Source organism: Mycobacterium sp. 1274756.6 (assembly GCF_001668625.1).
Taxonomy (GTDB): Bacteria; Actinomycetota; Actinomycetes; order Mycobacteriales; family Mycobacteriaceae; genus Mycobacterium.
In genome coordinates this window covers 1-12,171 of sequence record NZ_LZLJ01000068.1, presented here as the reverse complement: position 1 = coordinate 12,171, position 12,171 = coordinate 1, and the positions used below count along the sequence as shown (strand labels likewise).

At 71.9% G+C, this 12,171-nt stretch carries 11 protein-coding genes and 1 pseudogene; 5 read left to right on the top strand and 7 right to left on the bottom strand.

Going from position 1 to position 12,171, the window contains the following annotated elements; all coding sequences use genetic code 11:
• Nucleotides 1-41 precede the first annotated feature (41 nt).
• A complete protein-coding gene (locus tag A5643_RS10750) occupies nucleotides 42-737 on the bottom strand; it encodes a potassium channel family protein (RefSeq protein ID WP_066854769.1) in 696 nt (231 codons plus the stop codon).
• A gap of 196 nt (nucleotides 738-933) precedes the next feature.
• Here A5643_RS10750 and A5643_RS10745 point away from each other — a divergent pair, with 196 nt between their 5' ends.
• The 3 genes from A5643_RS10745 to A5643_RS10735 are packed head-to-tail and all read left to right on the top strand — an operon-like array spanning nucleotide 934 to nucleotide 2,996.
• Nucleotides 934-2,430: a potassium/proton antiporter gene (locus tag A5643_RS10745; protein ID WP_066854766.1), complete on the top strand. Its 1,497-nt coding sequence runs from the start codon at nucleotides 934-936 to the stop codon at nucleotides 2,428-2,430.
• Between the two features lie 60 nt (nucleotides 2,431-2,490).
• Nucleotides 2,491-2,718 (top strand): hypothetical protein, encoded by a 228-nt coding sequence (locus A5643_RS10740; protein WP_066854763.1) that lies wholly within the window; start codon nucleotides 2,491-2,493, stop codon nucleotides 2,716-2,718.
• Entirely contained in the window at nucleotides 2,715-2,996 is a 282-nt protein-coding gene (locus A5643_RS10735; RefSeq protein ID WP_156628755.1) for a hypothetical protein, read from the top strand. Before A5643_RS10740 ends, A5643_RS10735 begins: the two co-directional genes overlap by 4 nt.
• On the opposite strand, the gene eccCa is transcribed toward A5643_RS10735, so the two are convergent.
• The 4 genes from eccCa to A5643_RS10715 are packed head-to-tail and all read right to left on the bottom strand — an operon-like array spanning nucleotide 2,971 to nucleotide 9,726.
• Nucleotides 2,971-7,065, bottom strand: a complete 4,095-nt coding sequence (gene eccCa, locus A5643_RS10730) for a type VII secretion protein EccCa (RefSeq protein WP_066854753.1) — start codon at nucleotides 7,063-7,065, stop codon at nucleotides 2,971-2,973. The genes A5643_RS10735 and eccCa overlap by 26 nt on opposite strands.
• Before the next feature lie 2 nt (nucleotides 7,066-7,067).
• Entirely contained in the window at nucleotides 7,068-8,531 is a 1,464-nt protein-coding gene (gene eccB / locus A5643_RS10725) for a type VII secretion protein EccB (protein WP_066854751.1), read from the bottom strand.
• Nucleotides 8,532-8,533: 2 nt separating this feature from the next.
• A complete protein-coding gene (locus tag A5643_RS10720; protein ID WP_066854749.1) occupies nucleotides 8,534-9,412 on the bottom strand; it encodes a transglycosylase SLT domain-containing protein in 879 nt (292 codons plus the stop codon).
• The gene (locus A5643_RS10715) at nucleotides 9,409-9,726 is read right to left on the bottom strand and encodes a DUF2710 family protein (RefSeq protein WP_066854747.1); all 318 of its coding nucleotides are present in this window, start codon (nucleotides 9,724-9,726) and stop codon (nucleotides 9,409-9,411) included. The genes A5643_RS10720 and A5643_RS10715 overlap by 4 nt, the downstream gene beginning before the upstream one ends.
• A 99-nt stretch (nucleotides 9,727-9,825) precedes the next feature.
• On the opposite strand from A5643_RS10715, the gene A5643_RS18455 reads away from it, so the two are divergent.
• Nucleotides 9,826-9,969, top strand: a complete 144-nt coding sequence (locus A5643_RS18455; protein WP_197497703.1) for a hypothetical protein — start codon at nucleotides 9,826-9,828, stop codon at nucleotides 9,967-9,969.
• A gap of 8 nt (nucleotides 9,970-9,977) precedes the next feature.
• Here A5643_RS18455 and A5643_RS10710 read toward each other — a convergent pair whose 3' ends face one another.
• Both A5643_RS10710 and A5643_RS10705 read right to left on the bottom strand, forming a co-directional pair.
• Nucleotides 9,978-10,697, bottom strand: coding sequence for a type 1 glutamine amidotransferase (locus tag A5643_RS10710; RefSeq protein WP_066854744.1), 720 nt, complete (start codon nucleotides 10,695-10,697; stop codon nucleotides 9,978-9,980).
• A complete protein-coding gene (locus A5643_RS10705) occupies nucleotides 10,690-11,919 on the bottom strand; it encodes a Mur ligase family protein (protein WP_066854741.1) in 1,230 nt (409 codons plus the stop codon). The genes A5643_RS10710 and A5643_RS10705 overlap by 8 nt, the downstream gene beginning before the upstream one ends.
• 86 nt (nucleotides 11,920-12,005) lie before the next feature.
• Between A5643_RS10705 and A5643_RS18230 the strand changes: the two are divergent.
• Nucleotides 12,006-12,171 (top strand): annotated as a pseudogene (locus A5643_RS18230) (DEDDh family exonuclease); the annotation flags it as partial.

Genomic DNA, 12,171 nt, shown 5'->3' with positions numbered 1-12,171 from the left:
CACCGGGGTCTGGCGCCGGGGTCTGACTAAGCCGGCTCTGACTACGCCGGCTCCGCCCCGGGACCGGCCAACGCGGGGTCCTGCGCCTCGATGACCGCGCGAATGCGGTGCTCGGTGGCGCGGTTGGCGGCGAACACCAACTCGTCTCCGGCGGCCAGCATCCGTTGCGAGCGCGGCAGGATCGTCTCGTCGTCGCGCAGCACCACCACCAGCGCGGTGTCCGGTGGCAGCGTTATGTCACAAATCCGCTGTCCGACCAGCGGATTGGTGGCCGGCAGGGTCAGTTTCGCCAGGTTGACCTGGCTCTGTCGCAGCCCCATCACCGGCACCAGGTGTCCGACGTCGATCGCACCCTCCACGTTCGCGACGATCGCCCGCGGGGTGGACACGGCCACGTCGACGCCCCACTCGTCGGTGAACAGCCACTCGTTGCGGGTCTCGTTGACCCGGGCGACCACCCGCGGCACCGCGAACTCGGTCTTGGCCAGCAGCGCCACCGCCAGGTTGACCTTGTCCTGCCCGGTTGCGGCGATGACCACGTCGCAGATCTGCAGGCCCGCCTCCTCCAGCGTGGAGAGCTCCGCGGCGTCACCGAGCAGCCAGTCGGCGTCGGCGACGGCGCCGGGCTGGTAGTGCCCGGTCTGGCGTTCGATCAACAGCACCTTGTGGCCGTTGTCGAGCAGTTCCCGGGCGACCGCGCGACCGACAGCCCCGGCGCCGGCGATGCCGACCCGCATCACCCGCCTACCCATCGCCTGTCGCCATCCGCATCGCCTGTTCTCGGCCCGTACCGTTGATGCCCCGGCCCGTCGAGGCCGTTCCTGGGTTAACTTTACTGGCACCGGCACACCTCCTCCGGGCCTTGCCGCCACGGCCGGCGGAAGCAACCCGGGCTCGATGCCCACCCAGCCCACCGGCACAAGCGGGGACGACATGACCTTGGAGCAGCTGTACCTGGCGCTGTTGGCCGGCGGCCTGGTGCTGCTGGCCAGCATCGTCGGCACCCGGGTCGCCAGCCGGGTCGGGCTGCCCAGTCTGTTGCTGTTCCTCGCGGTCGGGATGGCGATCGGCGACGGCGGGCTCGGGCTGGTCTTCGACAACTACGAGATCGCCCGGGATCTCGGCATCGCCGCGCTCGGCGTGATCCTGGTCGAGGGCGGGCTGACCACCCGGTTCGCCGACGTGCGCAGCGTGCTCGCCCCCGCGGGGGTACTGGCCACCGTCGGGGTGGGCATCAGCACGGTGGTCACCGCGGTCGGCGCGCACCTGCTGCTGGGCTTCGAGTGGCAGCTGGCGCTGCTGCTGGGGGCGATCATCTCCTCCACCGACGCCGCCGCGGTGTTCTCGGTGCTGCGGCTGCTGCCGCTGCCGCGGCGGCTGGCCGGCCTGGTCGAGGCCGAGTCCGGCTTCAACGACCCGCCCGCGGCCATCCTGGTGTTGGTGTTCAGCGCGACCCCGCTGACGGTGTCGCTGGGCGAAGCGGTGCTGGAGATCATCTTCGAGTTGGCGCTCGGCGCGGTGATCGGTGTGGGCGCCGGGCTGGTGGGCGGGTTCGCGTTGCGCCACACCGCGCTGCCCGCGACCGGGATGTACCCGTTGGCGACGTTCGGGGTCGGCATGGTGGCGTTCGCCGCGGCCGGCACCGCGCACGCCAGCGCCTTCCTGGCCGCCTACGTGGCCGGCATGGTGCTGGCCAGCTCCAAACTGCCGCACCGCTCAGCCACCCGCTCCTTCGCCGAGGGGCTGGCGTGGCTGGCCCAGATCAGCCTCTTCGTGCTGCTGGGTCTGCTGGTGACCCCGCGCAACCTGCCCCGCGAACTGGTCCCCGCGCTCGTCATCGGCCTGGTGCTGCTGCTGGTGGCCCGCCCGCTGTCGGTGGCCGGCTGTCTGACCTGGTTCCGGGTGCCCTGGCGCGAACAGGTCTTCTTGTCCTGGGCGGGTTTGCGCGGGGCGGTGCCGATCGTGTTGGCCACCTTTCCCATCGTCGAGGGTGTCGAGCATAGCCAGCGGCTGCTGAACATCGTGTTCATCCTGGTGGTGGGCTTCACCTTGGTGCAGGGCCCCAGCCTGAGCCTGATCGCGCGGCGACTCGGGCTGATGGCCCACGACGCCGCCCGCGAGATCCACGTCGAGTCCGCGCCGCTGGACGTGTTGGAAGCCGAGTTGCTGACGATGCGGGTGGCGCCGGAGTCGCGGCTGCGCAACGTCACGATCCTGGAACTGCGCCTGCCCGAGCCGAGCGTGATCACCTTGATCATCCGCAACGGTCACACTTTCGTGCCCCAGCCCGACACCCCGATCAAGGCCGGCGACGAGTTGCTCATCGTCACCAACCCGCCGACCCGGGAGGCCACCGAGCGTCGGCTGCGGGCGGTGAGCAGGCGCGGCAAACTCGCCTACTGGTTCGACGAGTACGGCCACCGCGACTGAGCACCGGGTAGTTTTGGCCTCGGCAGCGCGAACCGGTCGACGTGCCCGAGGAGGCCTGCGGTGCTCAGCATCCTGCGCAGCGTGCTGCGTTTCGAGCTGCGCCTGGTCGAGTGGGGCCTGCTGGCCGGGCTGATCGCCGCGCCGTACCTGGCGGCCGGGCTGGTGTGGGCGGTCGCCGACAGCGACCGCTTCGCCGGGCTGGGCGGCCCCGAGGCGGTGCTCTCGGTCCTGGCGGGCATCGCGACCTGGCCGGTTCAGCTCGCCTTCGCCGGCGGCTGCGGGCCGTGATGGGCCGGCGGATCGCGGAGCTGCCCGCGCGGGTGTGGGCAGTGGCCACCCGGCCGGTTTCGGTGGCCGCGCTCGCCGAGACCGTTTTCTGGCTGGCCATCCCCTATCTGCTGATCGGGCTGAGTTTGGTTTTCCTCCAACCCGATCACCTGACCCCGGCGCGGCATCAGCTGCAGTTGCGCGCACCGCAGAGCACCGAATTCGACCTGGTGGCAATGGGTTTGGCGACGGTGCTGTGGCCCGCCCTGCTGGTCAGCCCGGTGGAGTGCCCGCACTAGGTTCGGCGGTGCCGACCAGCACGCCTTCGATCGCGCCCTCGGTGGTCACCAGCAGGCCCCGGCCGGCCGGCAGTTGTTGCGCGCTGATCCGCCCGAACACCTTCACGGTTGCCGGGTCGTTGTCCATGAACAACGTCGGTGTCCGCGCCGCGGTGAGTTTTTGCAGCAGCGGGTTCATCACCGCCTGCGCCACCCAATTGCCGGGCAGCCGCGCCACGATCACATGCAGCCCGATTTCGCGGCTGCGCTCGATCAGCGGCCACAGCGGAGCGGTGGCGGCCGGTTTGCCGATCCCGCCATGACCGCGCAACTCCTGCTCGTCGTCGATGATGACCACCCGGCGGGGGCCGTCCCAGCCCGGCCAGTCCAGCAGTTCCCGTTGGGTCAGCCCCGACGGCGGCAACCGGTGCCGCAGTGCCTCGGCGAGCTCGCCGAGCACCGCGTCGATGTCGTCGGCGGTGTAGGCGTAGGCATCGACGTGCGGGCCCTGGATCCGGCCGATCAACGTCGTCTTCGGGTCGATGATGGTGATGCGCGCCTGCTCCGGGCTGAGCCGGTTCATGATCGCGTGGCCGATCGTGGTCAGCGTCGTGGTCTTGCCACACAGCTGGCGCCCCATCACCAGTAGGTTCGGCAGGGTCCGCAGCGGCGCGGCGACCGGCTGCAGGGCGCTCTCGCCGAGCGCGAACGGGACGTTGAGCGGGTCGTCGGCGCCCTCGCTGCCGGCGAATGCCGCGCAGATGCCCGCTAGCCCGGCCCGGTGCGGCAGCCGGGCCAGCCGCTCCACCCGGGTCGCGCCGGTGCGCTCGGTGAGCACCGCGCCGATCCGGCGGGTGGGGATGCGGGCGCCGTCGGGGCCGGTGATTTCGGGAACGGCGACCAGGAGTTCATGACCGTCGGCGGTCAGGCCGAAGCCGGGCCGGTCGAGGGTGTTGCGCGCCGCCTTGCGCCGCTCCAGCCCGGTGCCCATCTGGGACTCGTCGGGGTTGGACAACCGCAGTTGGATGCGCGCGTTGGACACGTTGAGCAGCCCCTGTTTCTGGCCGACGAACCAGGCGGTGGCACTGGTGATCACGTGCACGCCGTAGGACAGCCCCTGGCGGGCGATGGCGATGGCGCGGTCGCCCAGCGCCGGGTCCTTGTCGTAGAGGTCGCCGTAGTTGTCGACGACCAGGAAGACGTCGCCGAACTTGTCGTCGGGGTCGGTGGCGCCCTCGGCGGTGCCGAAGCGACGCTGCCGGAATTCGGCGATGTCGATCTGGTGGTGCTTGAACGCCGCTTCCCGGGCGCGGATCAGCCCCTCGAGGGTGGCGATCGTGCGGGACACGCCCTCGCCGTCGGAGAGGCTGACCACCCCGGCGACGTGCGGTAGCTCCTCGACCGGGTAGAGCGCCGCCCCGACGCAGAAGAACGTCACCCGCTCCGGGCGGTACAGCAGCGCCGCGGCCACCAGCAGCGTCATGATCGTGGTCGACTTGCCGCGCTGCGCGGTGGCGACCACCATGATGTTGTCCATCTCGGCGTCGACGACGTGGACCCGTTGGGCGTGCTCTTCGGGGATGTCGACCACCCCGACGGGCAGGGTCAGCCCGCTGTTCTGCCCATAGTCGACGTCCCAGGCCCGGCCCCGCCAGATCGCCACCAGCGCATCGACCGGTTCGCTGGTTTCCAGGGGCGGCAGCCAGATCCGGTGCGGGGGGCGCGTCGGCTGCGCGGCCAGCGCCTCGCGGACCACGTCGACGATCTTCTTGCGCCGGAATCCGTCGGGGTGGAACAGGTATTCGTCGGGTTCCGCGGGACGCTCCACCGGCAGGGCGGCGCGTTCGGCGGGGCTGAGCGGTTGGTGCTCCCAGCTCAGCAGCCGCGGCTGGGCGAACGAGACCGGCGCGGTGTGCCCGTCGTCGCCGGTGTGCTTGGGCACCACGAACGGGGCCGAGACGTAGAAGCAGCGGAACTGCTCCAGATCCCGGGGGCCGACCTTGAGCAGTCCGTAGCCGTTCTCCGCCGACGGCAGGTGCAGCGCCGCGTCGCTACCGATGACGTCGCGGGAGTCCTCGGCGGTCTCGGCGCGAAGCGCCACCCGAAATGCGATGTTGCTCTTGACCTTGCTCAGCGACGACAGGTCCAGGCGCTGCCCGCCGAGGGTGAAGAACACGTTGCAGCCGCGTCCTTCCTGCCCGATGTGGATGACCAGGTCGATCCATTCCGGGTGGTGGATGAACAGCTCCAGGTATTCGTCGATGATGACCAGCAGGATCGGGATCGGTTCCAATTGCCGCCCGGCCAGGCGCATCTCCTCGTATTCGTTGGCGTCCCGGGCCCCGGCCTCCTTGAACAGCCGGTAGCGGCGGGTGATCTCGCCGTCGACGGCCTTGCGCATCCGGTCGGCGAGGTGGCGTTCGTCGTTGCCCAGGTTCGACAGCGAGCCGGCCACATGGGGGAAGCCGTCCAGGTCCTGGGCGGCGGACTCGAACTTCATGTCGACGAAGATGACGATGAACGTCTCCGGGGAGTGGGTGAGGGCGATGCCGCTGCACAGCGACAGGAAGTACTCGGATTTTCCCGACCCCGACGTGCCGATCACCACCGAATGGAAACCGAAGCCGCCGAAGTCCTTGGCGCGCAGGATGATGTACTGCAGCTCGCCGCCCGGTTTCGCCCCGACCGGCACCATCGCCCACTTCGGGTCGCCGCGGCCGCGGCTTTCCGCCCACAGCCGGCTCACGTCGAGGCGCCGCGGGTCGGCGATGCCCAGGCTGCGCAGCAGTTCGCCCCCGCGGCCGTCGGTCTCGGCCAGTTCCCCGGCGGTCATCGGCGACCAGCGCGCCAACGCGCGGGCGTAGCGGTGCGCGGTGCTGGCGGCGAGCTGATCGGCCACGGCGTAGAAGCCGCCGCGGTGCCACAGCCGGTCGCCGCGCAGTTCGAAACGCTGGTCCTCGCCGAATCCCACCCCGGTCCCGGCGCGGGTGGCCAGGCGCAGCACGGTGATGCCGGCCATCCCTTTTTGTCCGGTCACGCCTTCCCATTGCTCCGGGGTACCGGTGTTGTCGTCCACGATCAGCCAGTGCGGTCCCAGCTCGCGGCCGGTCGGTGATTCCATCGGCGAGGGCATGGTGGACGGGCTGCTGCCGATCGGCGGTGTCCAGGGCCCGCGCCCCTTGCGGTGCAGTTCGGCGTCCAGCGCTTCCTCCAGCGCCGTGGGGCTGGTGAACACCAGCCGGCGCGGCCCGCATGCGTCGATCAGCTCGGCGTGCTGGTTGTGCGGTAGCCACACCAGCCACGACCACCGCTCCGGGTGCCGGGTCACCAGCATGATCTTCAGGTCGTCGGGGCTGTGGTAGACCGCCAGCGCGCACAGCACAGCGCGCAGCAGTGGGTGCAGTGCGGCGGTGTCGTCGGCCAGGAAGCTGAAGCCCGGCTTGGATCGCAGGCTCACCACCTTGCCGATGTCGCGGATCTTGCTCTGTTCCAGGATGAAGTCGCGCAGTGCCCCGCCGGTGACCGGTTCGAGTTCCTCGGCGACGGGCACGTCGGGCCACTGCAGCGAGACCGCGCAATCGCCGGCCTGCTGGACGCCGACGCCGAGCCGCACGTCCAGGAAGTCGGGGTCGCCGGGCCGGCGCTCCCACATGCGGCGGCTGCCGATGACGGTGTCGAGGCGCCGGGGATCGGCGTGGACGAACAGCTGGCTGCGGCGCAGTTGCGCGGCGGCGCGGTGGATCTCGTCGCGGTCGTCGTCGAGTTGGCGCAGATAGCTTCGGCGCTGTCGTTCCTGTTCGCCCCAGCTCACCCGGCGGCCGCGACCCAGACGGCCGCTGAACATGAGCGCGCCGAAGCCGGCGAGTCCCATCATCGGGAAGAATCCCGAACGCAGGCTGCGGATCCCCGACGCGTACATCACGATCAGCGTGCCGAGGATGCCGACCAGTACCGCCGGGATGGCGATCATCAGCAGGATGTTGCGGGGTTCGCGTTCGGGCAGCGCCAGCGGCGGGGCGACCGCGACCCGCGCCGGCGGCACCACCGGCACCGCAGCGCGCGTACTGCGGACGAATCCGCGTTTGGCCATCGCTACCCTCCGCGTGGGACCGCCGCTGCCGCACCGGGAACGGTGTCGCGCGCCACCAGCGCGGCGTCGCGGCTGATCGCCGGGCCCGCCGCGAACGTGCGCAGCAGCGGCCACGGCGCCTGCACCGCGGTCGCCGGGTCCAATCCCAGTGCGCGCAGGGTCTGCTGGTCGGCTTCGACGCCGTAGCGCACCCCTTGCGGGGACAGCCAGTACAGGCTCTCCCGGCTTGCGGCGGTGGCCAAACCGCCGGTGGTGGCCACGAAGGTGGCCGCGTCGGCCAGGACGACGGCGCGGTCGGCTTCCACCGAGTCCGGCCCGCGGTCGTCGCGCACCAGCGGCACGGTCGCGGCCTCCGCGTCGGCGGGGACCGGCAGCCCGGGACCGCTGAGGACGTGCACCGCCGCTTGCGGGTCGCCGGTCTGTTTGGTCCAGGCCAGGCAGGTGACCGGGTTGGCCGTGGTGTCGACGAACTGCAGCCGGCCAGTCGGGTAATAGTCGACGTTGAGGACGTCGACCACCGGGATGGCCACCACCGTGTCGGGGGAGACCAGCCGCGGTGCGACGGCGTGCCGCGGTAGGGCGGTGCGCAGCAGGTCGGCGACGAAGCCGCTGACGCGTTGCACCCCGCCGCCCAGCAGGACGTAGAAGTCGGTGGCCGAGCCGGCGGCGTCGCGGGTCGTCAGCACGTCACCGATGCGGGCCCCGGCCAGCCAGGACGACGGGGCGCCCGCGTCGGGGATGGGCGGCACCACGATCGGTTCCACCGCGGGGATGGCGTCGAACAGCGCGGTGGAGATCTCGATCGGGTGGGCGTCGGCCGGGTCGAGGCCGAGGTTGAAGGTGATGGTGCGGTCGGTCGGGTCGATGCGGGCGCGCTGGTTCGCCCAGACCAGGTAGGTGGCGTCGCGGTGGGTGGCGAGGATGGCCCGGTCCGCGCCGAGCGGTCCGGCCCGATCGGTGGCCCCCGGGTCGCCGGCGATGCTGGTCACCGTCGGCGCGGTGCGCGCAGCCGAGCTGTCACAGACGGCCCACGCCGATCGTGGCGCGGACGCAGCGCTCAGGGCGTCGGGCACACCGGGGATGCCGATCAGCGGGCCGGTCGGGTATTTGGCGATCTCGGTGCCGGTCACCCAGACCGGGGTGGCGGCGTTGCCGACAGCCAGACGCGCCGAGGTGAGGTTGAGCGCCGGGTAGAGCCGGCCGTCGATCCGGGCGTAGACCTGCCCGGTATCGCGGTTGCCGATCAGTGCCGACTGCCCGATCAGCCCGGCCGGCTTCATCAGGTGCAGCAACGTCATCCAGCCGATGCCGATGAGCACGAACACGATCGACAGTGCCACCGCGGCTTGCTGTTTGCGGTCGTCGTGGCGCATCCGCACGGAGAACCGGGTGATCGCCGCACGCAGCCGGCGGTTGTAGAACAGGTGCCCGGAGTTCTGGTCGCGGTTGGACAGGTTCAGCGGCATGCTCAGTAGCCCTTCGCCGGGCGCCCGGCGTCCGCCTGCTGCACGGCGGTGGTCAGGTTGGCGGCGTCGACGCGCACGCCGTACCGGTGCATGACGTAGTTCATCGACGCACAGATGTTGGCGACCGGGTCGTAGATGTCGGTGGCGGTGCCGGGCTGGTGGTAGCGGGCGAAGGTCTGCGGGAGGGTCTGGGTGAGGCCGCGGGCGTAGCCGAGCGGGTGACCGTCGGGTTGGACGGGCCCGAGCGCTGCCGCCGGTTGCCCGGCGATCGCCGTCGGGTCGCCGCCGGATTCCCGGGCGATCAGTGTCTGGTAGCCGCGCAGCCAGCGCTGCCGGGCGCGCGGGTCGGTGATCCCGAGCCGGTCGAGGGCGGCCAGGATGCGGCCCCGCACCGCTCCGGGCGGATGCCGACGGTGGTAGCGCACCCGGGTCAGCGGGATGGCGTGGCTGCTCGGGTAGCGCAGGCGACGCATCCGCCGGGTGAGAGCGCGGGCGCCGCGGCGGGAGCGGTGGATGTGGTGTCGCTGGCTGTGCAGTCGGGCAGCCATGCGGCGCAGCGCTTCCCGGCGTCCGATCGCGGTGTCCGCACCGGGTGCGGTGTCGGCGTGGGCATCGTCGAGGATGCGGCCGGTGGCGTGCCGCCCGACGCTGCGTGCGGTGTGGGCGCGGGCCAGCAGCGCGGCCAGTTCGCGGTCGGCCCGGCTGATCCGGTGCAGCGTCGTGGCCAGTTCGGCCGCCGCGCGCGCGGGAACGCCGGCGGGCGGGGCGCCGGGCGGGCCGTGGTCGGGCATCGGTGGCGCCGCGGGTTCGGGCCCGGCGTACAGCCGGTGACCGCGGGCCAGGAGGTCCAGTGCGTGGGCGAGCTGCGGGTCGGTGCTCACCGCGGTGCGCCGCCGTATCGGGCGTCGTTGTCGGCCTGGGCCTCCTCGCGCAGCGCGGTGAAGGCGAGGTTGAGCCGGTCGGCGAGTTCGGTGTGGGTGTAGTCGGTGGTGACGCTGGGGTGCAGCGTCAGCCCGATGAGCCGGCCGTCGGTGTTGGCGACCGCGCGCACGTCACCGAGGTCGACGCTGTAGGTGATGGTCTCGGCCTCGGCGACCAGCGCCTCCCAGCGTTCGGCCGCTTCCCGCAGGTCGCGCAGCACTGCCTCGACAAGATCCTTGTCGCCCAGTTCCGTGCGCCTGCCCGGGCCCGGCATCGTCTCAGTATCCGACCGCATTGTCCGCAGCGTCAATTCAAATTTTTGGCCGCCGGGAACTGAATTGTCGCGCCGCGGCGCGGTGGGTAGCGTCGCGGTGTGGCCGACTCGGTGCTGCAGGAGCAACTCGACGAGGTCCGGGCTCTGCTGGCTCGTGCCCGGCAGTTGTTCGGCGCCGAGCCGATCGAACCGCCGGCCGCCTTCGCGCCGGATCCCGGCGCCGCGGGGGGCGGGCTGCGGTAGACGCGGGTTCAGTCCGCGGCGAGCCGTTCCCGGCGCAGCAGTTCGACTTCGGGTAGCTCCAGCGGCGCCAGGTCGCCGACCACCCGCGACAGCAGCAGGTCGGCCAGTTCGGGATTGCGGGCCAGACACGGACCGTGCAGATAGGTCGCGATCACGCTGCCCTGTACGGCGCCGTCGACCCCGGCGCCGACACGGTTGCCGTCGCCTTTGACCACCCGGCCCAGCGGCGCCGCGTCGCCCCCCAGAACGGTTCCGCCGCGGTGGTTCTCGAATCCGGTGAGCGGCTGGGTGAGTTCGGCGAGGGCGGGGGTGGCCACCACCTCGCCGATGGAGCGTTCGGCTTGCGGGGCGGTGGTCAGGTCCAGCAGCCCGACGCCGTCGACGCGTTCGCCGGCGGCGGTCTCATACCACTGCCCCAGCACCTGGACGGCCGCGCAGATGGCCAGCACCGGGGCGCCGCGGGCGGCTGCCCGCTGCAGCCCGGGGTGGGTGTTGAGGTGGCGGGTGGCCAGCCGTTGCGCGTAGTCCTCGGCCCCGCCGAGGGTGTAGAGGTCCAGCGAGTCCGGCACCGGGTCGGCCAGCGGGATCTCGACGATCTCCGCGGCGTAGCCGCGCAGCCGGAGCCGCTGGCGCAGCACGACGGCGTTGCCGCTGTCGCCGTAGGTGCCCATCACGTCGGGCAGCACCAGCCCGATCCGGACGACGGATTCGCTGTGCGCTTCAGCCATGGCGGTCCAGCACCCGGTTGAGTTGCAGAAAGGCGGTGTAGTTGGCGATCACCTCGACCCGCCCCGGCGGGCAGGAGGCGATCGCGCGGACGGTGTCGTGCACCAGGGAATGCTCCACCCCGGCGTAGCCGAGCCGCACCGCCAGGTCGGTGCCGCGCTCCCCGGCCGCGACCACCACGGTGTTCTCGAAGTGTTCGAACCGGACGTCCCAGAGCCAGGACAGGTCCACCCCGTCGGGCACCTGCCCGTTGACCGCGATCACCACGCCCGCCGCGGTCGGGTCGATCATCGACAGCGCCTCCTGCCAGCCGGCCGGGTTCTTGGCCAGCAGCACCCGCACGGTGTGCGCGCCGAGCGTCACCGTCCGGTAGCGGCCGGCGACCTCGTCGACGGTGGCCGCCGCGGCCACCGCGGCCGCCGGGTCCGCGCCCAGGGTGACCGCCGCCGCCACCGCCTGCGCGGCGTTGCCGCGGTTGACCGCGCCGGGCAGCGCCAGGCGCATCGGCAGCCGCAGACCGCCGGGCCCGTAGAGGGTGTCGGCGTCGAACCACCAGTGCGGGGTGGGCCGGGCGAAGTCGGTCCCGGTCGAACGCCAGTGCTCCTGCTCGCGCACGATCACCTCGCCGCTGCGCGGGCAGCTCACCGAGTCCCCCGACCAGCTGCCGCCGGCGGCGACCCACACCACCCGCGGGTGGTCGTAGGCGGCGGAGGTGACCAGCACGTCGTCGCAGTTGGCGACCACGACGGTCGCCGGGTGGCGGGCCAGGCCCGCACGCAGCGCCCGCTCGATCGTGTTGATCTCCCCCACCCGGTCGAGTTGGTCACGGGAGAGGTTGAGCAGCACCACCACCGCCGGGTCGACGGCGTCGGAGACGTGCGGCACGTGCATCTCGTCGACCTCGAGTGCGGCCAGCGGGGCGGTGCGGTCGGCGGCCAGAGCGGCGATCAGCCCGGCGTCCATGTTGGCGCCCTCGGCGTTGGTGGCCACCGCGCCCAGCTCGCGCAGCGCAGCGGCGGCCATCCGGGTGGTGGTGGATTTGCCGTTGGTCCCGGTGATCACCACCGAGCTGCGGCCCCGGCCGAGCTGGCCGAGCAGCGAGGAATCCAGCGTCATCGCAACCAGCCCGCCGATCATGGCGCCGGCGCCGCGCCCGGTCGCTCGCGACGCCCAGCGCGCGCACGCGCCGGCTGCCAGGGCCAGTCGGCCACGGACGCTGATCACCCGGCTGAGTTTAAGGGGCGACACGACCGGCGGCGACACGGCGATGTCCGCTGCGCATGCCATGCTCGGGACATGAGGAGGCTCCGATGAACGGTTGGGGTCGGCCCGCCGGGGAGCCGGGGTCGGGCTGGGCGGTCGTCGACGTCGAGACATCCGGCATCCATCCCGACCGGGCCCGGGTGCTCAGTGTCGCGGTGCTGGCGCTGGACGCCGACGGTCAGGTGGAGCGGTCGGTGGTGAGCCTGCTCGATC